23 protein-coding genes are annotated in these 22,387 nt (G+C 64.8%); 4 read left to right on the top strand and 19 right to left on the bottom strand.

Translation table 11 applies throughout. The annotated features are described in order from the left end of the window. Positions 1-35: 35 nt before the first annotated feature. The 17 genes from GO308_RS14840 to GO308_RS14760 form a co-directional block, all read right to left on the bottom strand. Positions 36-644 (bottom strand): DedA family protein, encoded by a 609-nt coding sequence (locus GO308_RS14840; protein WP_115381624.1) that lies wholly within the window; start codon positions 642-644, stop codon positions 36-38. A 41-nt stretch (positions 645-685) separates the two neighbouring features. Further along, positions 686-1,123: a hypothetical protein gene (locus tag GO308_RS14835; protein ID WP_232834231.1), complete on the bottom strand. Its 438-nt coding sequence runs from the start codon at positions 1,121-1,123 to the stop codon at positions 686-688. 7 nt (positions 1,124-1,130) lie between these two features. Continuing rightward, positions 1,131-1,586, bottom strand: a complete 456-nt coding sequence (locus tag GO308_RS14830; RefSeq protein ID WP_053556572.1) for an MgtC/SapB family protein — start codon at positions 1,584-1,586, stop codon at positions 1,131-1,133. A 114-nt stretch (positions 1,587-1,700) separates the two neighbouring features. Next, positions 1,701-2,450 carry an HAD-IIB family hydrolase gene (locus GO308_RS14825; RefSeq protein ID WP_115381626.1) on the bottom strand — a complete coding sequence of 250 codons (750 nt, stop codon included), beginning with the start codon at positions 2,448-2,450 and terminating at the stop codon, positions 1,701-1,703. Further along, positions 2,447-4,948: a heavy metal translocating P-type ATPase gene (locus GO308_RS14820; protein ID WP_115381628.1), complete on the bottom strand. Its 2,502-nt coding sequence runs from the start codon at positions 4,946-4,948 to the stop codon at positions 2,447-2,449. The genes GO308_RS14825 and GO308_RS14820 overlap by 4 nt, the downstream gene beginning before the upstream one ends. Continuing rightward, a complete protein-coding gene (locus GO308_RS14815) occupies positions 4,945-5,553 on the bottom strand; it encodes a cation transporter (RefSeq protein ID WP_115381630.1) in 609 nt (202 codons plus the stop codon). The genes GO308_RS14820 and GO308_RS14815 overlap by 4 nt, the downstream gene beginning before the upstream one ends. Further along, positions 5,550-6,236: a transporter gene (locus GO308_RS14810; protein WP_115381632.1), complete on the bottom strand. Its 687-nt coding sequence runs from the start codon at positions 6,234-6,236 to the stop codon at positions 5,550-5,552. Before GO308_RS14810 ends, GO308_RS14815 begins: the two co-directional genes overlap by 4 nt. A 3-nt stretch (positions 6,237-6,239) precedes the next feature. Then, positions 6,240-6,623, bottom strand: a complete 384-nt coding sequence (locus tag GO308_RS14805; protein WP_053556597.1) for a hypothetical protein — start codon at positions 6,621-6,623, stop codon at positions 6,240-6,242. A gap of 5 nt (positions 6,624-6,628) precedes the next feature. Beyond that, entirely contained in the window at positions 6,629-7,516 is an 888-nt protein-coding gene (locus GO308_RS14800; RefSeq protein WP_053556567.1) for a bestrophin family ion channel, read from the bottom strand. A gap of 31 nt (positions 7,517-7,547) precedes the next feature. Further along, positions 7,548-7,889, bottom strand: a complete 342-nt coding sequence (fliE, locus tag GO308_RS14795; protein ID WP_007406845.1) for a flagellar hook-basal body complex protein FliE — start codon at positions 7,887-7,889, stop codon at positions 7,548-7,550. 45 nt (positions 7,890-7,934) lie between these two features. Further along, positions 7,935-8,309 (bottom strand): hypothetical protein, encoded by a 375-nt coding sequence (locus GO308_RS14790; RefSeq protein WP_053556566.1) that lies wholly within the window; start codon positions 8,307-8,309, stop codon positions 7,935-7,937. Continuing rightward, positions 8,306-8,794: an SRPBCC family protein gene (locus GO308_RS14785; protein WP_084280108.1), complete on the bottom strand. Its 489-nt coding sequence runs from the start codon at positions 8,792-8,794 to the stop codon at positions 8,306-8,308. The genes GO308_RS14790 and GO308_RS14785 overlap by 4 nt, the downstream gene beginning before the upstream one ends. 53 nt (positions 8,795-8,847) lie before the next feature. Next, complete coding sequence (locus GO308_RS14780; RefSeq protein ID WP_053556564.1) at positions 8,848-12,093, bottom strand: CusA/CzcA family heavy metal efflux RND transporter; 3,246 nt, start codon at positions 12,091-12,093, stop codon at positions 8,848-8,850. 3 nt (positions 12,094-12,096) lie between these two features. Then, on the bottom strand, positions 12,097-13,272 hold the full coding sequence (locus GO308_RS14775) for an efflux RND transporter periplasmic adaptor subunit (RefSeq protein ID WP_240886006.1): 1,176 nt from the start codon (positions 13,270-13,272) through the stop codon (positions 12,097-12,099). Then, a complete protein-coding gene (locus tag GO308_RS14770) occupies positions 13,272-14,549 on the bottom strand; it encodes a TolC family protein (RefSeq protein WP_053556562.1) in 1,278 nt (425 codons plus the stop codon). The genes GO308_RS14775 and GO308_RS14770 overlap by 1 nt, the downstream gene beginning before the upstream one ends. A gap of 60 nt (positions 14,550-14,609) precedes the next feature. Continuing rightward, on the bottom strand, positions 14,610-14,906 hold the full coding sequence (locus GO308_RS14765) for a hypothetical protein (RefSeq protein WP_115381638.1): 297 nt from the start codon (positions 14,904-14,906) through the stop codon (positions 14,610-14,612). A gap of 65 nt (positions 14,907-14,971) precedes the next feature. Further along, a complete protein-coding gene (locus GO308_RS14760; protein WP_115381640.1) occupies positions 14,972-15,622 on the bottom strand; it encodes a cation diffusion facilitator family transporter in 651 nt (216 codons plus the stop codon). A 73-nt stretch (positions 15,623-15,695) separates the two neighbouring features. On the opposite strand from GO308_RS14760, the gene GO308_RS14755 reads away from it, so the two are divergent. Continuing rightward, a complete protein-coding gene (locus GO308_RS14755) occupies positions 15,696-16,109 on the top strand; it encodes a helix-turn-helix domain-containing protein (RefSeq protein WP_240886005.1) in 414 nt (137 codons plus the stop codon). A 192-nt stretch (positions 16,110-16,301) separates the two neighbouring features. Here GO308_RS14755 and GO308_RS14750 read toward each other — a convergent pair whose 3' ends face one another. Beyond that, entirely contained in the window at positions 16,302-16,955 is a 654-nt protein-coding gene (locus GO308_RS14750; RefSeq protein WP_115381685.1) for a recombinase family protein, read from the bottom strand. Positions 16,956-17,202: 247 nt separating this feature from the next. Between GO308_RS14750 and GO308_RS14745 the strand changes: the two genes are divergently transcribed. The 3 genes from GO308_RS14745 to GO308_RS14735 are packed head-to-tail and all read left to right on the top strand — an operon-like array spanning position 17,203 to position 20,812. Further along, positions 17,203-17,448 (top strand): AbrB/MazE/SpoVT family DNA-binding domain-containing protein, encoded by a 246-nt coding sequence (locus GO308_RS14745; protein ID WP_064311443.1) that lies wholly within the window; start codon positions 17,203-17,205, stop codon positions 17,446-17,448. Next, the gene (locus GO308_RS14740) at positions 17,445-17,831 is read left to right on the top strand and encodes a type II toxin-antitoxin system VapC family toxin (RefSeq protein WP_240886004.1); all 387 of its coding nucleotides are present in this window, start codon (positions 17,445-17,447) and stop codon (positions 17,829-17,831) included. The genes GO308_RS14745 and GO308_RS14740 overlap by 4 nt, the downstream gene beginning before the upstream one ends. After that, complete coding sequence (locus GO308_RS14735) at positions 17,831-20,812, top strand: TrlF family AAA-like ATPase (protein WP_240886003.1); 2,982 nt, start codon at positions 17,831-17,833, stop codon at positions 20,810-20,812. The genes GO308_RS14740 and GO308_RS14735 overlap by 1 nt, the downstream gene beginning before the upstream one ends. Before the next feature lie 801 nt (positions 20,813-21,613). Here GO308_RS14735 and GO308_RS14730 read toward each other — a convergent pair. After that, entirely contained in the window at positions 21,614-21,955 is a 342-nt protein-coding gene (locus GO308_RS14730) for a hypothetical protein (protein ID WP_240886002.1), read from the bottom strand. Between the last annotated feature and the right edge of the window lie 432 nt (positions 21,956-22,387).

Genomic DNA, 22,387 nt, shown 5'->3' with positions numbered 1-22,387 from the left:
AAGGCCGGCAGGAAACGCGGGCAGCAGGTCAGCCATCAATGGCCACCCCTTGATCGCCCGAAAGTCGCGACCCGCCAAAGATACCAGATGACGGCCAGCGCGAGCACGGCGTTGCTGATCGGTTCGATGACGCTCGCCACCTGGCTATAGCGTTCGCCCAGCTCATAGCCCGCCAGCACGAGGATAACGGTCCATATGGCCGAGCCGGTGAGCGTCGAGACCAAGAATGGACCAAGGGGCATCCCGCTGACCCCTGCGGGCACCGAAATCAGGGTCCGGACTCCCGGGACCATGCGCCCGAACAGAACCGCCCAACGACCGTAGCGGTCGAACCAGCGGTCGACATGATCGACCTCACCGCGCGTCAACGTCAGCCATCGGCCGTGGCGGGAAGCAAAGCGCTTCAATCGTTCGATGCCGATCCAGCGGCCGACATAGTACCACAGCACCGCCCCTGCAGCCGATCCGAGGGTGCCGGCGATTGCCACCACCCACAGCGAGCCGCGCCCCTGCGCAGCGGTGTAGCCGGCAAGTGGCAAAATCACTTCCGATGGGATCGGCGGAAAGACGTTCTCAGCCAGCATCAACAGGAAGACGCCAAAGCCGCCGAGTGACGCGAGGATCGATGTTATGATGTCGAACACAAACCAGCCTCGTCAGAAGATCCAATAGGAGATCGCGCAAGTCACGAGCAGGAGGGCGACGACGGACCCAACGATCCGACTTTCCAGGCGCGGACATTCGACGTCCTGATCCGCACGGCGACCTGCCAAGCGGGTCGAACCGGACACCGCCACGAACCTGCGGCAATCCGATCCAGCTCGGCATCCGACAACCCGAAGAACGATTTTGCTTCACCTCGCGATCGTCCCGCCAACCCCATCACCCGCAGCACCACGTCGCTCCATGCGACGTCGATCGCGCTCGGCCGATCGACCATCGTGCTGCGCGCGTCGCCGCCCGCCCACGAGGGGACAGCAGGCCGATTATCTGGTGGGGATTGCGCTCCAGCAGCGTCGCCCAGCGCAGCAAGCGATGTTGGCGGTCTCGCGCCGCGATGGTCGTCGCCGGTGACCAGCGCCGGGTAAGGGATCGCACAGGCCGCATCCATCGGCTCGCCCAAGGGCTCGTCATGGGCTCGCCGAGCTGCCAACGTCGCCATTGGTGGCACGCTTGAGCGGACGAGAGCAGCGCAGGGTGAGGAAGGTAGTGGCGCTCAGGATGAAGGCGATGTCGTATAGGCCGTAGCCTACGGCCGCGCCGAGTGCCCCAGTCGCCCACAGACTGGCCGCCGTCGCCGTACCTGACGCCTTGTCGCCCTTCTTCAGAATCGCGCCGCCCCCGATGAAGCCGACGCCCGTAATCAGACCTTCGAGCAACCTGGCTTGCGCTGGAGACGTGCGGCCGAGGATCGCGATGCCCACCAGCACGAAGCCGCAACTGGCGATGGCAACCAACGGGAATGTACGGATGCCTGCGCTGCGGGCGTCCTTCTCGCGATCCCAGCCAACAGGAAGGGCGAGCGCGTAGGCGACGGCGAGACTGATGATATGGGTGGCGATCTCCCACCACGAGCTTTGAAACATGCCGGCCTGCCTGTTCTACGCGATTGCTCCAGATCGGAGGTAAAGGGCTAAGGTCGGGACGAGAGTCCCACAGACGTTCAGGCCCAAGGCGGGGATCGCGAACATCGGCGATCCCTACCGGTGCAGACATGCGATGATGGCTGTCACGACGGCGGTGGTTTCCGCAACGTCGCGCACTCTCACCGTATCGAGGCCAATTTCAGCGGCGGGATAGTCATTCCCACCGGGGAAGATCGCGTCGCCGATGAACAGCATCCCGTCGAGCGGGACGCCGCTTTCAGCACTCAGGCGCTTCAGGCCATAGCCCTTGTCCACCCCTGCCCTGGTCACGTCGATCGATGTCGTGCCACCTAGATTGATCGAGAGGTCCGGCAGCGTCGCGCGCAACGTGGCCTGCAACGCGGTCCTCTTCTTTCGGTCGGGATCCCACGCTTCCTTTTCCTTTAGCGGCGCTGCCTGCCCCAGCCCCGAAAAGGTGATCTGGCTGCCCCGGTCCTCGATCCGTTCGCCCCAGATACGTTCGTCGGCGAGGCTGGCATCGGTCAGGGCTTGATCGAAGGCCGCGCGGATCGTCGCCTTCTCTGCGTCGTCGAACAGCTCGGCATAGACCGCGCGCCAAGCGCCGTTGATGAACCGATAGAGTTTTGTGCCTGTGGTCGGCATCAACCAGAGACGGTCAAGCGCGGCGCCGGCAGGAAGACGCGAGGCGACCTGCTTTTCGAACTGCGGCCAGTCCCCGCCCGAGATCACCGCCACATCCGTGACGGCGAGCAATCGGGCGAGGGTTGTGGCCATATCCTCCGACAGCGGCCGCTTGCTCTCGGCAAGCGTGCCGTCGAGGTCGAAGGCGATCATCCACTTCATGCCGCCTTCCCCGCCGGATCGCGGTAGGCGAGCAGCCTGAGCGCATTGATGACAACAAGCAGCGTTGATCCCTCATGAACCGCCACCGCTGGCCCAATACCGAGGCCCAGGATGGTGGCAGGAACGAGGAAGGCGACCACGCCCAGGCTGACGAAGACGTTCTGGCGGATGATCCCGCGTGTGTGACGGCTCAAGCCGACCGCGAACGGCAGGTGCGCCAGATCGTCGGCCATCAATGCGACGTCGGCTGTCTCCAGCGCCACGTCCGAGCCCGCCGCGCCCATTGCAATGCCGACCGTTGCACTGGCCATCGCCGGCGCGTCGTTCACGCCGTCGCCGACCATCGCGACCTTGTCTTCACCGGCGAGCTTCTTGATCGCGGCAACCTTGTCTTCGGGCATGAGGTCGCCCCACGCCTCATCGATCCCGACTTCGTTGGCGATCGCTTCGGCGACTTTCTGGTGGTCGCCAGAGATCATTATCATCCGCGACACGCCCATCTCGTGCAGCCGGCGCAGCGCGGTCTTTGCCGCTTCGCGGGGCGTGTCCATCAGGCCGATCGCGCCCAGGTCGCGGTCCCCCTTGCGGACCACCATCGTCGTGCGACCGTTCTCGCGCAGTTTCGCGATCGCGTCCTGCGCTCCCTGCCCCAGCGCCGGAATACCCTCACTCCCGAACATCTCGGCCTTCCCGATCCAGACCGTCTCGCCATCCACGCTCGCGGTGACGCCCCGACCGGTCAGGCTCTTGAGGTCGCCGGCAGTCGGCACGGCACGATCGTTCAGTCGTTCGCGGCCGTCCTTGACGATCGCTTGGGCCAGAGGATGGTCGCTCAACGCTTCGACGGCGACGGCCAGCGCCAGCAGCTCGCCTTCATCGGCGCCATCGACGGGCACCACATCGGTGATGCGCGGACGACCTTCGGTCAGCGTGCCCGTCTTGTCGAAAGCGATCGCCTTGAGCGACCCAAGGTTTTCGAGCGGTGCACCGCCCTTCACGAGCACGCCGCCCCGCGCTGCACGGGCAACGCCAGACAGGACAGCGCTCGGAGTTGCGATGGCGAGCGCGCACGGGCTTGCCGCCACCAGTACCGCCATCGCGCGATAGAAGCTGTCGCGGAACGGCTCGTCGACGACCACCCATGCGAAGAGCAGGAGCACCGACAGGATCAGGACAGCAGGCACGAAGATCCGCTCAAACCGATCGGTGAAGCGCTGCGTCGGCGACTTCTGCGTCTCCGCTTCGCTCACCATCTTCACGACCTTGGCGAGTGCGCTTTCGTTGGAACGGCGCGTCACCTCGATCTCGATCGCGCCGCCGCCGTTGATCGTACCGGCAAAAACCCGGCTTTCCGCGTCCAACGCATCGGGCTTTGCGCGTGCCGCCGCAGCGTCGGCGACCGGCACCTTGTCGACCGGGATGCTTTCACCCGTCACCGGGGCCTGGTTGATCGCGCTCGTGCCCTTGATGACGAAGCCGTCGGCGGGCAGGCGCTCATTCGGGCGCACGATGGCGATGTCCCCGACGACCATCTGTTCGACAGGGATTTCGCTAGTTTCCCCGTCGCGACGCACGGTCGCGGTTTCCGGGGCGAGCTTCGCCAGCGCCTCGATCGCCTTCTTGGCGCGACCCATCGCGTAATGCTCGAGCGCGTGACCAAGGCTGAACAGGAACAGCAGCAGCGCGCCTTCGGCCCATGCGCCCAGCGCAGCGGCGCCGGCGGCAGCGACCAACATCAGCGTGTCGATCTCGAACTTCTTCATCCGAAGGTTATCGATCGCCTCGCGCAGCGTGAAGAATCCGCCGAAAAAGTAGGCTGTGATGTAGCAGGCGGTCGGCAGCCACTCCGGTGCGCCGGCAACTAGCTTCTCGATCGCATAGCCGATCCCCAGCAGCGCGCCGCAGGCGAGCGCGAAGATCAGCTCGGTGTTGGGGCCAAGAAACTCGGCATGGCTATGGTCGTGGCCATCGCCGGGACCGTGCTTCTCCTCGCTCATGCCGTGGCCCCCCGGCCCGTGGTCGTGGCCGGCATGGTCGTCGGCCGCGACCCGCTTGCCCACACCGACCTTCAGCTTGCCAAGTGCAGCGCGGACCTCCTCTTCGGTGGTTTCGCGTCGATCATACTCGACCCGAACCGAGCCGCTGGTGCTGGCGCTTGCCTGGACCACGCCGGGCAAGGCGCACAGCGCATCGCTGACGGTGCGTGCCCGACGCTCGTGATTGATACCTGTAACCTGCCAGATTGCATGGCCATAGCGGTCGGTGATCTCGGCGCCCGCGGCGCGCACCATCTCGCGCACGCGCGGCAGCGGCAGCTTGGCAGCATCGAAATGGATGCACAGCGCCGCCGGCGTGTCGCCGTCGAGGCAGATCACATGCGCCCGCTCCACGCCTTCGCGCTTGGATAGGGTCGACACAAGACGGTCCAGGCAGGCATCGGCCGCATCAGGCAGGTCCGGCAACAGCACTGGAATATCGAGTTCGAGCTTGTCGTTCATGACGACCTCCTTTCGCTTTTCTTGGTTTCGGCGCGCGCATCGCGCAGGATTTCGACACCGCCCTTGATGGCGATGATGGCGGTGGCGAAGCCGACCAGCAGGTCCGGCCAGTTGGTGCCCAGCCACAAAACCAGCACGCCGGCGATCAGGATGCCGCCGTTGGAAATGAAGTCGTTGAAGCTGAAGGTGGTGGCGGCCCGGAGATTGACGTCCGGATCCTTGAGGCGCTGAAGCAGCCGCAGGCAGAGGTAATTCACGACACCGGCAATCGCCGACATGACCATCATCGTCGGTCCGATCGGCTCGCTGCCTTGCACGTAGCGCCGTGCGACATCGAGCAGAATGCCGCCCGCGAAGATCAGCAGCATGACGCCCGACGCCATCGCGGCGCGTGTCTTCCATGTCTTGCCCCGGGTGAGCGCCACGAGGCTCAGCGCGTACACGGCGGTGTCTGACAGGTTGTCGACGCCGTTGGCGATCAGCGCGCTCGAATCCGCGAAGAAGCCCGAGACGAAGAAGCCTGCCGCAATCGCCGCGTTCAGCAGCAGGACGATCCAGAGGGTGCGGCGCTCCTGTCCGCCTTTGTTGTCATTGCTCGAGATCATCCCATAATCTCCTCAAGCGTGAGCAGGGCCAGGAACCCCACGAAGAACATCGAGCTGATGAGCGGGGTGTCGGGTTTCTCGTGCGCCTCGACCAGCAGCTCCTCCGTGACGAGATAGAGCAGCGCCATCAGCCCGAAGCTGAGGAAGCCGGCGACCATCACCGGCGACAGCGTGGCGACGGGCACGGCCGCAAGCGCGCCGAGCGGCAGCAGCAGCGCCAATGCCGACACGATCACGATAATGCGAAGGCGCGAGCGATAGGTTTCCGCCAGCTCGTCGGTCAGCGTCAGCCCTAGGAACAACACTTCCAGCGTCAGCGCGATCGTCAGCAGGAAACCCGCCTTTTCGCCCGCCACGAAAGCGAGGCCGAGCACCAAGCCGTCGACCAGAATGTCAATGCCGATCGCGGCGAGCAGCGCCATCGGTCCTTTGAAGCGGGCTTCGAATGCCTTGAGCCCTAGCATCGTCGCGACGCCCGCCGCCCCGCCGATCAACGTCGCGCTGGGCGACGCCTCATGCTTGACCTGCGGCAGGATTTCAGTCGCGGCCGCCGCGAACACGACCCCTGCCGCGAGATGCTGGAGGCCGGCCACAAGGTTGGGCTTCAACTTGGAGCGGCTCGCTATAATCGCGCCGAGCACGACCGCCAGCACAGGCGCAAGCGTGTAAAGCAGTGCCTGCATATCCTATGATCCCTCCGGGGTTCGGTGACAGACGTGGATTTTCCCGCGCCGCATGAAGGCGATCGCCCCGCCCGCCACGACGGCCCGTGACTGGTTGCCGCGAAATTCATCACCGGTTCGCTGGGCGCGCAGGATCTCGGTCCTGCCCTTCGGCAGCCAGGTGACGGCCATCTTCAGGCCGTCGTCGATGAAGTCGACATCGGCGCGGGTGCCGTCGTCGCAATACATGATGCGCTGCGCGATCAGCCTTGGCGTCACACGCTTGTCGTGAGCCGGTTCGACAGGTTCGCTCGGAGCCGGGTTGCACGCCCCTACAATCACGCCGGTGACGAGAACGACGCCAACGCGCGCGATCGTCAGCCCGGGCAGATGCAGCAAGGCGCGCATGCCCATCACCACAGCACCCCGTGGTCAGGTGTCAGCGGCTCGGGGGCCGGAAGTCCCGCGGTTTGGAGAAGGTCGATCTCGATCGTGCGACACATTGCCGTGAGCGGGACATCGTGGACGCTATTGGCGAACGGATCGGTCAGATCCTCGCCGATGCTCAGCACCGCGAGGAAGACGAGTCCGATCAGCGTCGATCCGATCGGCGTGGCAAGGCCCAGGGATTCGACCAGCGCGATCGGGAGCAGCACGCAGAACACACGCGTGAAGAGGTTCGGGAAGAACCGAAAGCCATTGGGCAGCGGCGTGTTCTTGATCCGCTCCATGCCGCCCTGCGCATTGGCGATGTCGATCAGGACGCGCTCCACAGTTGCCTGCTGGATTTCGGTGATCCGACCTTCCGCGAGCGCGTCGGCGTAAATGCCCGATATGTCCTCCAGGAGCGCGTTGGCAGGGTTCAGGCGGGCGACCGCCATATCGGCGACTTCCGTTCCAGCGACCCGGGCAATCTCTTCATAGGGCGACTGTCGGCGAAGCTGGCAGCGCATCGAGTGCGCAAAGGCGATCTGCCGCAGGATGATGTTGTGCCGCATCTCACTGCCCTCGGGTTCCCCCTTGGTCAGGCTGCGCGTGATCCGGGCCAAGCTGCGCGAGGCATTGATGAGCGCGCCCCAAAGAGTTCGCGCTTCCCACCAGCGTGCATAAGCGGCGTTGGTCCGAAACCCCATGAAGAGCGCGATGGCAGTGCCGAACAGCGCCGTCGGCAAAGGCGGTTCCTTGATCGGGGTCATCATGTGGAATGCCGTCACCGCCACGTCCCACACGAACAGGATCGTGAGAGGCTTCCAAACCTCGACAATAATCTGCTTGAATCGTGGCCTTGTGCCGACAATCATACCAATACCGCCTTAGTTATCTTCGCGATCGTCATCCGATCGGCATGTTCATGATGTCTCGATATGCAGACAGCAGCTTGTTCCGGACTTGCAGCGTCGCCTCGAAAGTAATGGATGCACGGCTCTGGATGAGCGCGACGGTTGCAATGTCGGTGGTTTCGCCCCGTTCATATGCTTCGGTGACGACATCCTCCTGCTCCTGGGTCTCGTTGACCTTCGCCACCACGGCATTGAGGGTGTCGGCAAAGGTTGAGGCTGGAGCGGTCGGCGTCACGCCGGGCGGTGCCGTCGGCTGCGCCTCGCGCAAGGCGCGGCTTCGCGCGATTACTTCGGCGCGAATGGCCATCACATTCGAGATCGACGTGTCAGACATCGTTTCTCTCCCGTTGCGGTGCGACGTGTCGGAAGACATGACGGTTCATCGGGTGCCCTCCCGTTCGCAGGTCCGCGTGCGGCCTTCGCCTTCCACGATGGTGAGCTGCGACCCCTTGAAGGTCGCGGTGGCTGTCTCGCCGACATATTGGAGGCCCTGCGCTGGCGCGGTCAGCGTCATGGGCACGGCGCTGCTGGAGCGCCGCAAATCGATCTGCAGGCCGTTGTCCTTGTAGTCGACGAACAGCGGTTCCCCGTCGGAACAGCGATAGGGATGGCGCCCCATTTCCCCGGTCGCCACGGCGCTGTCGGATGAATGGATTTGCTGCTCCGTTGGCGGGGCTGGCGGCTTGCTTTCCGTGCAAGCCGCCAGCCCGACAACGAGGATGAGGGCGGGCAGTACCCGCTTCAACGGCGTCATCGCGCCTTCCTCCTGTAGCGGGAGGGGACGCGCTGACGATTGATCCCACGGGCAGGCTGACCCACCCGCCAGCGCAGATAGGTCGCAAGTCGATCGTCGGCATCGACCATCAGGGACCGCAGACGACGCAACATCATCGCCGCGAACGGCAAAGACAGCGCCCCGCGCAGCGTGCAGCTATGTGTTAGCCTGGTGCCACCGTCGTCCCCTGCCAGCTCGTACCGCTCTTCGAGCGTGAACAGATAAGGGATGCCGCAGGACCAAGCGAAGGCGTGCGGCTTGTCGAATTGATCGACCAGGGCCGGCGTCCGAATTGGCCGGGTGATGCCCTGGATCGCGAAGGTACATTCCGTCTCGCCAAGCTGGCACGGGTTGTCGAGGAATACGAGCGGACTCCAAGCCCGGCGATGATCCGGATCGGTGATCGCCGACCAGATCCGCAGTGGCCCGCCGTGAAGCATTGAGCTGGTTATGGTGCGAGGCATATCCCCATCTCCCAGAGATGAGCGGGGCGATCGCGGATCGCCCCGCGCACCCATCAGGCCAAGTTGTTCACGAAGGTCTGACCGTGGTCGTCCCCTTCATGCTCCTCATTGTAGTGCTCGGGCTTCTCGATCGCCTTCTGCCCGAACCGGGCGTAGAGCGTCGGCAGCACGAACAGCGTCAGCAACGTCGCCGAGATCAGGCCGCCGATGACGACGGTCGCCAATGGCTTTTGCACCTCCGCGCCCGCGCCCTCGCCAAGCGCCATCGGAACGAAGCCGAGGCTGGCGACGAGCGCGGTCATGACGACTGGCCGCAGACGCTGCATTGCGCCGACATGGGCCGCCTCCTCGCGCGATAGCCCCGACCGGATCAGATCCTGGATTGAGCTGACCATGACGAGGCCGTTGAGGACCGCGATGCCCGACAAGGCGATGAAGCCCACCGCCGCCGAGATCGAGAAGTCCATGCCGCGCAGGAAGAGCAGCAGGACGCCGCCCACCAGCGCGAAGGGCACGCCGGTGAACACGATCGCGGCATCGCGGACCGATCCAAGCGCACCGTAAAGGAGCAACAGGATCAGGATGAAACAGGCCGGAATGACTAGCTTCAGCCGTTCGCTCGCCGATTGCAGGTTCTCGAACTGACCGCCCCATTCGAGATAGGCACCGGCAGGCAGCCGGACCTGGCTGCCGATCGCCGCCTGCGCGTCTGCAACGACGCTACCGACGTCGCGACCACGCACGTTGGCTTGCACCACCACGCGTCGCTTCCCGTTTTCGCGGCTGATCTGATTGGGACCGTCGACGACCTTGATGTCAGCGACACTGGACAGCGGCACATAGCCGCCCCCCGCCACCGGCACCTGCACCTGTTCCAGCAGGCCAATGTCAGCGCGCTGCGTCTCCGACAGGCGGATCACCACCGGGAATCGGCGGTCGCCCTCGAAGATCTGGCCCGAGGTGCGTCCGCCGATTGTCGCGGTGACGGTATCCTGCACATCCTGCGCGGTGACGCCCAGGCGCGCCATCGCGTCACGATTGACGCGAATGTCGAGCATGGGCAGGCCCGTCGTTTGCTCGACCTTCACGTCCGCCGCGCCCTGCGTTTTGCGCAGTACGGCGGCGATTTGCTCGGCCGTCCGGTTCATCGTGTTGAAGTCGTCGCCGAACACCTTCACCGCGATGTCACCGCGCACGCCGGCGATCAGCTCGTTGAAGCGCATTTGGATAGGCTGGGTGATCTCATAGGCGTTGCCCGGGATTTTTGCGAGATTTCCCTCGATCCGGCTGACCAGCTCCTCCTTGGCAAGATCGGGATTTGGCCAATCCTTGCGCGGCTTCAGGATGACGAACATGTCGGTGGCGTTGGGCGGCATCGGGTCGGAAGCGAGTTCCGCCGTGCCCGTCTTGGAATAGACGAACGCCACCTCCGGCTGCTTCGACATCATCCGTTCGATCGGCACCTGCATCGCCTGACTTTGCTGGACCGACGTGGCGGGGATGCGCAGCGATTGGATCAGCAGGTCGCCTTCATCGAGCTGTGGCAGGAACACCGAGCCGAGCGTCGTGAAGGCGAGCGCCGCCACGACAAGGCTGCCGACACCCGCGCCGATCGTCAGGGTCGGGCGCTTCATTGCCCGGTCAAGACCGGGCTCGTAGCGCTTCTTCAGCCACGTGATGATGCGGCCGTCCTTCTCCTCAACCTTCTTCGACAGCCAGATCGCGATCATGGCCGGCACGAAGGTGATCGAGAGGATGAAGGCGAAGGCGAGCGCGATGATGACGGTGAGCGCCATCGGCACGAACGTCTTGCCCTCCACGCCGGTCAGCGTGAGCAGCGGCACATAGACAAGGATGATGATCGCCTGCCCGTATACCGAGGGGCGGATCATCTCGCGCGCGGCGGCCGCCACGGTCGCGAGCCGTTCCCTTACGCTCAGCAAGCGACCTTCATGATGCTGTTGCTCGGCAAGCCGTCTCAGCGCGTTCTCCACGATGATGACAGCGCCGTCGACGATCAGACCAAAGTCCAAGGCGCCAAGGCTCATCAGGTTCGCCGAGACGCCGGCACGCAGCATCCCGAAGCCGGTCAGCATCATGGTGATCGGGATGACCAGCGCCGCGATCAGCGCCGCGCGGAAATTGCCGAGCAGCAGGAAGAGCACGACGATGACCAGCACCGCGCCTTCCGACAGGTTCTTGGCGACCGTCTTGATCGTCGAGTTGACCAGCTCGGTGCGGTTGAGCACCGGCTGAACCACGACGTCGGGTGGCAGCGAGGCGTTGATCGACTTCAGCTTCTCGGCGACGGCCGTGGACACGACGCGGCTGTTCTCGCCGATCCGCATGATCGCGGTGCCGACAACGACTTCCGTGCCGTTCTCCGAGGCCGAACCCATGCGGATCGCCTGCCCCGTCTTCACGGTCGCGACTTGTTCGACCGTGATCGGCACGCCGTTACGTGTCGCGATCACGGTCCTGGCCAACTCGCCGGCATTGCGCACGAGCGCATCCGAGCGGACAGCCAGACCTTCGCCATTGCGATTGACGAAGCCGCCGCCGACGCTGGTGTTGTTGCGCTCCAGCGCGTTGCCCAGGTCCGTCAGCGTGATGCCGAGTGAAGCCAGCTTCTGCACATCGGGCACGACGAGGAACTGCTTGGCGTACCCGCCAATCGAGTCGACGCCGGCGAGGCCCGGTGTGTTCTTCAGAAGCGGCGTGACGATCCAGTCCTGCGCGGTGCGCAGGTAGGTCGCCTTGTCCTCTTCAGTCGTCAGTCGCTCACCCTCTGGCGTGATGTAACTGCCATCGGGCTGTTGGCCCGGTTCACCGGGCTTGTGCTTGTCGTCCTCACGATGCTCGAGCCGGACGGTGTACATGTACACCTCGCCCAGGCCCGTCGCGATCGGACCCATTTCGGGGTTCACGCCATCGGGCAGGTTCTCTTGCACGCCCTGCAGACGCTCGCCCACCTGCTGGCGGGCGAAATAGATGTCCGTAGAGTCGGAGAAGACCGCAGTGATCTGCGCGAAGCCATTACGGCTCAGCGAGCGCGTATATTCGATGCCGGGGGTGCCGGCGAGCGCGGTTTCGATCGGGAATGACACCTGCTTCTCGACCAGCTCGGGCGAGAGCGCGGGTGCGCGGACGTTAATCTGCACCTGGTTGTTGGTGATGTCCGGCACTGCGTCGATCGGCAGCCGGTAAAGCGAAAACGCGCCAATAACGGCGACGATGGCGGTGAGCAGCAGGACAAGCCAGCGCTTCTCGACCGCCCATGTGACGATGCGGGCGATCATGGCTTAATCCTCGTGGCTCGCTTCGCCCTTGCCGATCTCGGCCTTGAGCGTGAAGCTTCCGGTGGTGGCGATTTGTTCGTTGCCGGTGAGACCCGAGCGGACGATCACCGTGTCGCCCGACGCATCGCCGAGCTGCACCGGGGTCGCCTTGAAGCCCGTAGGTGTGCGAACGAACACGACCGACTTGCCCTCGAAGCTCTGCACGGCCGTCGTCGGCACGCGGATTGCGCCGCTACCCCCGCTGCCCGTGAGCTGGACGGCGGCCGTCACCGGTTCGCCGACCCGCCATTCGCCGCCCCTGTTGTCGAGGGTGGCGAGCGCGGGCACGAGCCGCGTTTGCGGATCGAGCGCCGGCGACACGAAAGTGACGCGCGCGGTCGCCTGACGGCCCGCCGCCTTGACCAGCACCGTGTTGCCGGGACGCACCCGACCCGCATCCTTAGCCTTCAGGTTGAGGGCGATCGACACCTGGCTCAGGTTCGCAATGCGATAGAGTTCCGCGTCCGCCGCAACCGTCTGTCCCAGCGTCACGGGGCGAGCAATGATCTGGCCCGAGATCGGCGCGGCGATGCCGAGCCGGTTGAGACCGCCGCCGCCGACGCCCGCAGCCGACACCATGCTCTGTGCCTGCGTCAGCGCGATCCGCGCCTCCGTCGCGGCCGTGCGAGCTGCGATCAGATCCTGCTCGGGCGACACCTTCTGCGCGAACAACCGCTGCTCGCGTGCGAGGTTCGAATTGGCGAGCTGGAGCCGCGCACGCGCCGCCTCGACCTCGCCCTTGATCTGCGCCGCCTCGCGGCTCTCGATGACCGCAATGGTCTGGCCGCGGCCGACCGATTGGCCGAGGTTGCGGGTTAGCGAAACTACGCGTCCCGCGATGGCGGCCGACACCACTTGCGTCCCTTGCGGGTCGCCCTCAATGATCGCAGGCAGCTCGATCGTCCCGGCCCCACCGATAATCGGCCGTCCAATCTGCACGCCCGCTGCGGCGATCTGATCGGCGCCCAGCGTGACCACGCCTTCATCGGCATGACCGCCTTCGGCACCGCCCTTTTCCGCGCCTGCCGCTTCGTTACCGGCTGCGGCATTGGCGGTCGCCTCGTTCCCGGCATCCTTGCCGCCACAGGCAGCCAGCAGCAGGGCGAGCGATGCGACGCCCGCGAGATAGAAGTTCTTCATCACTGGTTTCCCCCATTGGGCGCAGGAGCGGTCAATCGCTCCACCTGCGCGCGGGCATTTTGATAGTTGGCGAGCGCGTCGATCGCGGCGACCCGCGTCTCGGCGAGGGTGCGTTCCGCATCGAGCAATTCGAGCTGGCCGAACTTGCCCTCGCGATAGCCAATCCGGGCGATGCGGGCGGCCTCCTGCGCAGCCGCCAGCGCCGGCCCCGACGCCGCGCGTGCGGTCGTCGCGGCATTGGCCGCCTGTGCCTGCGCGTCCGTGATGGCCTGTTCGATGTCGAGCGCGGTCACGCGGCGCTGTGCATCCGCCTGCGTCCGCTGCGCGGTCGCCTGCGCGATCGCCGCGCGACCGTTGTTGAACACCGGGATCGGGATCGACACGGTGAACACCGCCGCCATGTCGTTGGTCGCTTCCAGTCGGCGGATCGCAGGTCCGACGTTCAGGTCAGGGACGCGATTAGCGCGCGCGAGCCGCACGCCGGCCTCGGCGATCGAGAAATCCGCGTTGGCCGCCGCCAGCGCCAGCGTGCCGGTCGTGTCAGCCGGCGCGATCGGCCCATAGACGTTCGCCCCCGGGAGGCGATCGAGCAGCGTGTCATCGAGCGCACCGTCAATCGGTCGCCCGATCCGGCGCGCCAGATTGGCCCGCGCCGCCTCAGCCAAGCGAAGCTGCCGCTCCACATTGGCGTCGGCGTTGATGCGCGCGACATCTGCGCGCTGTTGCTCGAGCGGGGAGGCGCGCCCCGCCTGCACGCGAACGCTCGCAGCCCGCAGCGCGTCGCTGGCGATCCGGGCCTGATCCCGCGCCGTCGCCACCCGGCGATCGGCCGCGACCGCTTCGACATAAAGCTGCGTCACCTGAAGCCGGACATCCGCCGCGATGATCGCGGCCTGGATCTCGGCCCGGGATAATTGCGCATTGGCGACCGCGACGCGGGCGCCGCGCTTGCCGCCTAGCTCGATCGGGATCGCAAAGCCGACCGTGGATTCCGCGCTGCGGACCCCACGATACGGACCCGAGCCGATGACGTTCTCAACCTGGCCCTGGACAACCGGGTTGGGCCGCAGTCCGGCGACCGTGCGGCCCGCGCGGGCCGCATCGATCGCGGCTGTTGCCGCTTCGGCAGCAGGGGCCGAACCGCCCGCTGCACTGACCGCTTGGTCAAGCGTGTAGACCGGCGCGTCCTGCGCAAAAGGCGCGGACGGTCCGACCTGCGCCTGCGCCATAGTGGCGCACGACGCTGCGGCCAGCATGGCCGCGAGGATACGATGCATGAAAATAGGACTCCTGACGATGATCGACAGGGGCGCGCCAACGCGCGCCCAAATCGGACGTCAGGCTTGGGGGGGTCTCAAATGGACCATGCCGGTGCGGCCATCGAGCGACGCAGAGGCGGAGATAGTTGGTTTGGGCGTCGTGAGGACGTGGGTATATTCCATCGTCGTGCGCGCAGGCGCACCAACGTCATGCCCGTGGCAATAATTGTGATGGTGGGGGACGTTCTTGTCCGAATCCGATGGCACTTGATCGATGTCGCCATCGGTATGGATTGTGAACTCGACGCCCGCGATGCTCCCCCCCGCCAGATCGGCGGCGTGAGCCATGCCGGAGAAACTGGTGAGGACCAGCATCAGGCATGTCAGGAGAGGCAAAAAGGCTCGCACGAACCCGCCCTTACCACGGAGAGGTTTCCATGTCATTGCAATAACTCGCGAGCCGGTGCCTTCGCGGCATGCCATGCCGGCCAGGCTTCCCGAAGCACGCGCCATGCCGAGCGCAGGAAGATCACGGCGATCAATCCGCCGACGATGATGTCCGGCCAAGCCGAGCCGGTCAGGCCGACCAATCCGGCAGCCGCGAGAACCCCGACGTTCGACGCGACATCATTGCGCGAGCACTCGAACGTGCTCGACATGTTCACATTCTCGCGGCGGAAGCGCCAAAGCAGCGCGAGGCAGATCAGGTTCGCAACCAGCGCGGCGCTGCCGACCCCGAGCATCAAGCCCGATGCCGGAGGAACGCCGTTCGCAATCTTGTCAGCGATCTCGAAAATGACCGCGACGCCGAAAGCCAGGATGATGCCACCCTTCGCCAGCGCCGCACCCGCTTCCCAGCGCGCGCCTCGATGCAATGCATAGAGACTGAGCGCATAGACCACCGCGTCGCCGAACATGTCGACCGAATCCGCCATCAAGGCAGAGGAACGCGCGACGACGCCGCCACCAAACTCGACCACGAACATCGCGAGATTGATGAGCATCACGATGATGAGCACGCGGCGCTGCTCGGCCTTGCGACCAAGTTCCGCGATCGTGTCGCGTTTCGATGAGCAACAAGCGTCTGCCATTATCGAAGCTCGATTCGTGGATCAGACGCCCTATATGAACCCTCATCCTACTAGAGGGTCAAGAGGTTGAGCGATGAAAATCGGTGAGATCGCAAAGCGCACCGGGTTGAAGATCGAGACGGTCCGTTTCTACGAGGCCGAAGGGCTGGTTCCCGCTCCCATCCGTAGCGGTGGCAACTATCGACTCTATGATCGCTCGCACCTTGATCGTCTGTCGTTCATCAAACGCTCGCGTGATCTGGGTTTCACCCTGGATCAGGTTCGTGCGCTCCTGCGGCTTTCAGATGATCCGCGCGGTTCCTGTGCCGAGGCCGACCAAATTGCTGCGGTCCACATCGCGGAAATCGATCGCAAGCTGGCCGACCTTACAGCGTTGAGAACGGAAATCGCTCAGTGGGGTGACACCTGCAACGCCAGCATCGTTGCCGAATGCAAGGTTATCGACGCCCTGTCGTTGAGTCCTGGTGTCAAAACCGTCCAGTTGTGACACCGGCGGGACACCCCAGCATTTCCGCCGTTTTACAGGTGGCGGAATGCCTTGTCAGAATGGGAGTTTGGAAACGATTATGCGCAGATATCCTGCGGTGGCACCCAGGGTCTCGCTCCGTAGCTCCGCGCGTTGACCGATGCGCGGTGCGGTTCGGTCTAACACGACCCGCAGGTGAAACATGGATAGTACTCAGCTGGTCCTCTGCGGCTGAGCTGCCCTCGAGCGGTGGAGCGCGGTCACGCGCTTGACATGGGCGATGCTGCACCCGGCGAGCTCTGCCGTCTTCGCGATGCTCATGCCCGCCTCCCGCAGACCTACGATGCGCCGGTGGTGGGCGAGGTCCGGCTTGCGGCCGGTGTACCGCCCCGCCCGCTTGGCGATCTCGATCCCCTCGCGTTGCCGCTCGCGCCGGGTCTCGTAGTCGTCCCGCGCCGTCTGCAGCGCGACCCTCAGCAGCATGTCCTGCACCGCCTCCAGCACGATGCGAGCCACACCGGCACTGTCAGCTACTAGGTCCGACAGGTCGACGATGCCCGGCACCGCCAGCCGCGCCCCCCTGCCCCGGATTGTATCCACCAACAGTTCCGCTTCCTGCAGAGGCAGGCGGCTGATGCGGTCGATCTTCTCGGCCACTACCACCTCGCCCGGCTGCAGGTCCGCCACCATCCGCAGCAGCTCGGGTCGGTCGGGCCGCGCGCCCGACGCCTTCTCCCGGTACACCGCCGCGACGTAAAAGCCGGCCGCCCGCGCGCCGGCCACGATGCTCTCCTGACGCGTCAGGTCCTGCTCGTCCGTGCTCACCCGCAGGTACACCCGCGCCGCTCTAACCTCACTACCTGCCACCTGCTCGTCACTCCTGCCCGGCGTTCTTGTGTATACCCTTGTGAGCCATCGTTGCCGCAGCTGGCTCGGAATAGCAACGATCGATGCTGCGGAGCCTAGCCAAACGAGCGGAGCCAAAATGGCCAAGGGTCCGATAAGGCAGTTTATCGGACAGAGGCAACCTGGCGAAGAGCGGAGCTCTTGCCTCATCGAGCGTAAGACGCCAGACTAGGACTTGTCCGCCATATTGAGGCAGCGGAGGTGTGCAATGACATTACAGGTCACAGTGACAGCCAGTGGGCGCATGAGCCTACCGGCTGACATACGAAAACGCTTAGGGCTTGCCCAAGGCGGCGCAGTCTATGTCGACGAGACGGACGACGGTATCGTGCTGCGCACTGCGGCGCAGGCCGTGGCGCGCGCTCAGGCGCTCGCCAAACAATTCACCGGCGGCAACCCCGACGCTTCGGTCGACGCTTTCCTTGCCCGCCGACGCGACGAAAGTGGCGAATGAGCGTCGTCTTCGATGCGTCCGCCCTCATTGCCATGCTCAAAGGGGAGCGCGGCGCTGCGAAGGTGGCCGGTGCCATCGCCGACGCGCGGGTGAGCAGCGTAAACTATGCCGAGGTCGTCAGTCACTTCATCCATGCCGGCATGCCTGCCCGCGAGGTCGACGCGATGCTCGATCCGTTGCCGATGAGCGTGGTGCCGGTCGACAAGAGTCTCGCTCAGCTTGCCGGCCGGCTTCGTGCCGTCACAGCTGAAGCGGGGCTGAGCCTGGGCGACCGGGTCTGTCTTGCGTTGGCGCAGCGCGACGGTCTGCCCGCCTGGACCAGCGATCTCGACTGGAAGAAGGTCGCCGACGCTGCCGGCGTCAAGGTCATGGCGATCCGGTGATGCCTGACGCCAACGCAGGCGCGTCATTGACCATCGGCGCGCAATGGCATCGCTGGGACCCGCACGTTCACGCGCCCGGCACCAAGCTAAACGACCAGTTCGGCGGCGCCACCTCATGGGACGACTATCTCGATCGACTCGAGCAGGCGCAGCCGACGCTGCGCGCGATCGGCGTGACCGACTATTACAGCCTGGACTGCTATGAGCGCCTTCGCGCGGATAAGAGCGCCGGGCGACTACCCAATTGCGCCCTGCTGTTTCCGAACATCGAGATGCGCCTTGGGATCGGCACGGTCCGGAACGCCTTCGTCAATGTGCATCTTCTGGTCAGCCCCGAAACCGACGATCATGTCAGCCAGATCAAACGCCTGCTCACCCGCCTGACCTTCCGTGCCCATGGCGAGACGTTCGCCTGCACGCCTGAGGAGCTAGCGGAGCTGGGACGCCGCAGCGTCCCCGAGATCCGGGACACGGTAGCGGCGCTCTCGGAAGGGTCACGGCAATTCAAGGTCTCGCTCGACCAGCTGCGCGACGCCTATGCGAACAGCGACTGGGCGCAGGAGAACGTGCTGATCGCGGTCGCCGGCGGCAGCACCGATGGCGCTTCGGGCGTGCGCGACGCAGCCGATCGGACGCTTCGCCAGGAGATCGAGGCGTTTGCGCACATCATCTTCGCAAGCACACCGTCGCAGCGGGACTATTGGCTGGGTCACAAGTCGTCGACCGCGGACATTATCGGCCGCTACGGCGCGCTGAAGCCCTGCCTCCACGGCAGCGACGCGCACAGCCTGGAGAAGGTGGCGGCTCCCGACCTCAACCGCTACTCGTGGATAAAGGGAGCACCACACTTCGACGCCTTGCGCCAGGCGCAGATCGAGCCAGCCGGCCGGGCGTGGATCGGGGACGCACCGCCTGCGACCGCAAGCTTTTCTCAAGTATTGTCGACCGTCGATCTGGTCGATGCGCCATGGGCGGTGACGCCCCGAATCCCGCTGAACCCCGGACTTGTCGCCATCATCGGTGCGCGTGGCTCCGGAAAGACCGCACTCGCCGACGCGATCGCGCACGGGTGCGACGCAACCGAGGATCCACCAAATGCCATGTCGTTCCTGGCGCGCGCTTCCGAGCTGCTCGCCGGCAACAGCGTCCGCCTGACCTGGGGTGACGGCACGACCGACACGCGGCCACTCGACGGCAGCTATGATCCCGACGCCTCGGATTATCCGAAAGCCCGTTACCTGTCCCAGCAATTTGTCGATGGGCTGTGCTCGGCCGACGGTATGACCGACGCTTTGCTCGCCGAGGTCGAGCGTGTCGTGTTCGATGCCCACGACGCGAACAGCCGTGATGGCGCAGTCGATTTCCAAGATCTCCTGGAAGCCCGGGTCAGCCGCCACCGTCTCGCACGCGGACGTGAGGAAGAGGCGCTGGTGTCGCTATCCGACCGCATCGGCAGCGAGATCGAGAAGACCAAAGGCGTGGCTGCCTTGGCCAAGCAGGTCGAGGACAAACGCCAGACGGTCGCCCGGTACACCGCCGATCGTGCGCGGCTCGTGTCGAAGGGGACGGAAGAAAGAGCCGAGCGTCTGGCGGAAGTCGCAACGGCTGCGGAGAAGGCGGCGGGCAATGTGCGATGGTTCACCAACCGCGAGGCGGCGCTGCTCGTCCTGCGCGACGAAGTGGCCGACCTGCGGACCAACCGCGCCCCGGCCACGCTGCGCGCCACGAAGGAGCGTCATAAGGCCAGTCGGATCAAGGAGCCGGATTGGGCACCCTTCCTGCTGGACTATGAGGGCGACGTCGATGCTCTCATCACGGCCGAGGTGGCGAGCGCCCGTTCCGGCGCCGCGGGCTGGCGTGGAAAGCCGGTGGCCGTACCCGCGGACATGACCGTCCCGTTGATCGCCGCCGACGCCGACCTGTCGAAGCAGACGCAAGCCTTGCTCGACGCCGAAGTCGCACGGCTCACAAAGTTGGTGGCGCTCGACACCGACACCCAAAAGCGCTTCACCGCCCTGACACAGAAGATCGCGGCTGAGAACATCGAGCTCGGCAAGCTGTCTGATCGCCTGGCGGACTATCAGGCCGCCAAGGATCGTATCCCACCGCTGCTACAAGATCGGGAAAGCGGCTATGCGCGGGTCTTCGACTTCATCCTCGCCGAAGAGCAAGTCCTGCGGGATCTGTATGCACCAATCCGGCAGAGGCTGGAGGCCGAGAAAGGCACACTCGGCAAACTGTCGTTTAGCGTGCGCCGCTCGGTCGATGTGGAACGCTGGGCCACGGCTGGGGAGAAGCTGCTCGACCTTCGCCATACCGGAAAGTTTCAGGGCCGCGGCTCCGTGGCGGAGCGAGCCGAGCGTGGCTTGGCGTCGGCGTGGCGCACCGGCGACGCGGCAGCGATGACCGCGGCGATGGCCTCGTTTCGTGACGACAACCAGGAGGAGCTGCTGGAGGCTGCGCGTGTGCCGAAGGGCAACCCCGTTGACTACCGGGCATGGCTCAAGCGGTTCGCGCAGTGGCTCTACAGCACCGATCACATCCAGGTTCGCTACAGTGTCGATTATGACGGCACCGACATCCGAAGCCTGTCCCCCGGCACGCGCGGGATCGTGCTGCTCCTGCTCTATCTCGCGCTCGACACGGAAGACGATCGCCCGCTGATCATCGACCAACCCGAAGAGAACCTTGATCCCAAGTCCATCTTTGACGAGCTCGTCGGGCTGTTCATTGCTGCCAAGGCCAAGCGCCAGGTGATCATGGTCACGCACAATGCCAACCTAGTCGTCAACACGGACGCCGATCAGATCATCATTGCGGAAGCCGGGCCACGTGAGGCGGGCGGCCTGCCGGGGATCAGCTACATGGCGGGCGGCTTGGAGGACGCGCCCATTCGAGAACGCGTCTGCGAGATCTTGGAAGGCGGCGAGCACGCCTTCCGCGAACGAGCACGGCGGCTTCGCGTCCGCTTCCGGCGTTGACCTAACATGGCGTCGATGAAGTCACGCTTCCTGCAGCTTGTCGACCTCCCGCCGTTTCGTCCCGATCATAGGTTGTCGAAGAGGTGCTGAGCATCGATTCGAACAGCTGAAGCCTGATGAAGTCAGCCGTTACGCGTCTCCGCAAGGAGCTCGTCAAGCTCGCTAAAATGACCCCAATCGGCACCCATTATTACGCGCAATCTAGCGAACCATTCGCGCGTCACCGATCGACCGTACTGAACCTCATCCCTACAATGAGCATTGTAGATGCAACATGCGGCGTAAAGCGCCTGCTTGTCAGCCTCATAAGCGCTTGACCGTTCGCCATGGCGCTTTCGAGTGCCTATGCTCTCCACATAGGCTAAACGCGACTCCATCATCTGCCCTGCTCGCGCGAAAAGCTGGTCGAGAGCTGCCCGTGCTTCCTCGGGAAGCTGATCGAATGCAGCCAAGTGCCTATCATAGGCTCTGTCATCGCGAGGACGTAGAAGACGTCGAGGAGTGGCTTTCGTCACGGCCACCGGAGCTGCGGCCCCAGGAAGCGACGATCGTTGCAGCTCCCGACGAACATTGTCGGAATAACGCAAGGCTGGGCGATCGTGACGGAGCTTGGTCATAGCGCGTGACCATAACCGGAGCCGTCCGGTGGTTGAAGCAACCCGATGACCACCGTTCAACGCGGGCTAATCGCCAATTCGTACCCAAAAGCACGAATCGATGCGCCATGATGACGACCTGACGGGTTGAACGTCGCACGTCAGCCCCATTCTCCCTTGAGTTCGGGCGTGGTGTGATCGACTATCAGCCGAACGCCGACGACATAGGGTGGCAGAGGTGTCGAGCTGCTGGTTCACGGTCGACGTCGAACCCGATGTCCATCTCGCCTGCTTCCGACTTGCTGGCACCTTCGCGGCCGAAGACGTTGAACGCCTGATTGCAGAACGCGACCGCGCTTTCGGCTCCCTGACCTCGGCACAGAACCGACACGTCGCTCTTGTCGACATCAGGAAGATGACGCCACAGGGATTGAGCGGGTTCGCCGCCTTCGGTCAGCTGCTGTTGCGGCAGGAACCGCGCGCCCTGCGCCTCGCTTTCCTGATCGTGACAAACCTTGCGAGCATGCAGGCGCAGCTCGCCGCGCACGGGCGCGGGGCGCAATTCTTCTTCGACGAGGCACAAGCGAGGACCTGGCTGCTTGCCCACAACGCCTCGCCTCTTGCATTCCCCGTCGTCGCACCCGCGAAAGCTCGGGAGGCGGGATAAACGACGGCTCTCGCCCCACTCGTTGCAGGACCGTAGTCGATCTCAGGCGCACTCTAGCCGCAAGGCTCTCGTGGAGCTGTTGCGCGACGCCCGGCTCTGGCCGATCACGGCCCGGATTGCTCGATCCTCCTTCGTCCGGCCGAGCGTATCGCCCGACTTCACGATCGGCCGAGCAACCCTGCCGCGTGTTCCGGAAATCGAAAATGGACCGCCACAGCCCAGCCGCACGCCGCGAGCATCAACCACAGCGCGAGCGGAAGCCGCGGCGTACGGGCGTTCGGCGCCGTGCCCCACACGGACTCGCGATAGCCC

Origin of the sequence: Sphingomonas sp. SFZ2018-12 (assembly GCF_022496715.1) — a bacterium.
GTDB lineage: Bacteria > Pseudomonadota > Alphaproteobacteria > Sphingomonadales > Sphingomonadaceae > Sphingomonas.
Note: the sequence above shows the minus strand (reverse complement) of the source record. Positions and strands in the feature narration are given on the sequence as shown.